The sequence below is a fragment of the Paraburkholderia sp. BR14374 genome (assembly GCF_040948685.1).
GTDB classification, from domain to species: domain Bacteria; phylum Pseudomonadota; class Gammaproteobacteria; order Burkholderiales; family Burkholderiaceae; genus Paraburkholderia; species Paraburkholderia youngii.
The window spans coordinates 1-1038 of the sequence record NZ_JBFPKF010000104.1 but is presented as its reverse complement, the minus strand read 5'-3'; the positions used below and the strand labels follow the sequence as shown (position 1 = coordinate 1038).

2 protein-coding genes are annotated in these 1038 nt (G+C 63.3%); both read right to left on the bottom strand.

What is annotated here, in order from left to right:
- Positions 1-670 (bottom strand): IS3 family transposase (locus AB3X86_RS38190; RefSeq protein ID WP_368599892.1); only part of this gene is annotated, 670 nt, incomplete at its 3' end.
- Positions 667-984: a transposase gene (locus tag AB3X86_RS38185; RefSeq protein ID WP_368599891.1), complete on the bottom strand. Its 318-nt coding sequence runs from the start codon at positions 982-984 to the stop codon at positions 667-669. The genes AB3X86_RS38190 and AB3X86_RS38185, both read right to left, overlap by 4 nt.
- Positions 985-1038 lie beyond the last annotated feature (54 nt).

Here is a 1038-nt window from a genome sequence, read left to right as displayed (position 1 = left end):
ACTCGCACATCGCGTTGTCATAGGCGTCGCCGGCGGTCCCCATTGACGGTTGTACGCCAGCTTCGCGGCAGCGCCGCCCGAAGGCAATGGAGGTGTATTGACAGCCTTGATCGGAATGTAGAATCACACCGTCATGGCATCGCTGCTGCAACGCCATGTCCAACGCCCGTAACATCAGTTCGGTGTACAGATGGTTGGACATCGCCCAGCCGACGATGCGACGGCTGAATACGTCCAGCACAACCGCCAGATAGAGGAATCCCTCACCCGTGGGTACATAGGTTGCATCTGCGACCCACAGCACGTTTGTCGCCTCGGCACTGAAATGCCGGCGCACCAGATCAGGCGCACGCCGGGCGCCAGCACGTGGTCGTGTGGTGCGTGGCCAGCGTCGCCGGCTTGCCCCGCAGAGACCCGCCATACGCATGAGGCGCGCCACCCGCTTGCGCCCCACGCGTACGCCTTCGCGCGCCAGCTGCGCGTGGATCCGCGGTGCCCCATACGTACCGCGCGAGCTCGCATGTAGCGTCCGGATGTGCGCGAGCAGTTGCGCATCGCAACGTGTGCGTGTCGCGGGCTCCCGCACCAGCCACGTGTAATAGCCGCTCGTCGAGACGCCGAGCAGCCGTGCCATCATCGCAATGGGCCAGCGGGCCCGGTTCGCTGTCATGAATCCGTACCGCCTTTCGGTGGAACGGATCCCGTCTCCCTCGCGAACCAGGCTGCCGCGTGAGAGAGTATGTCGCGCTCCATCTTCAGTTGCCGGACCTCACGACGCAACCGTGTGAGTTCCTGCCGTTCGGCTGTGGTCAGACCGTCATGCCGCACACCTGTGTCGCGATCAGCCTGCGCCACCCAGTTGTAGATGGTCTGTGCAGTCGGCTCGAACTCCTTCTCCAATTCCTCCGGCCTGCGTCCGGCCTTCACCAGCTCGACCAGTTGCGCCCGAAATTCCGCCGGGTACGGGGTACGATGCTTGGCCATAATCGGCACCTCCTTCTCCAAAGGATAGATGTCCGTTTTTGCGGGTCAATCTCA

Coding starts and splice junctions, on each gene's coding strand:
- AB3X86_RS38185 (WP_368599891.1), bottom strand. CDS start 984: ATGGCCAAGCATCGTACCCCGTACCCGGCGGAATTTCGGGCGCAACTG.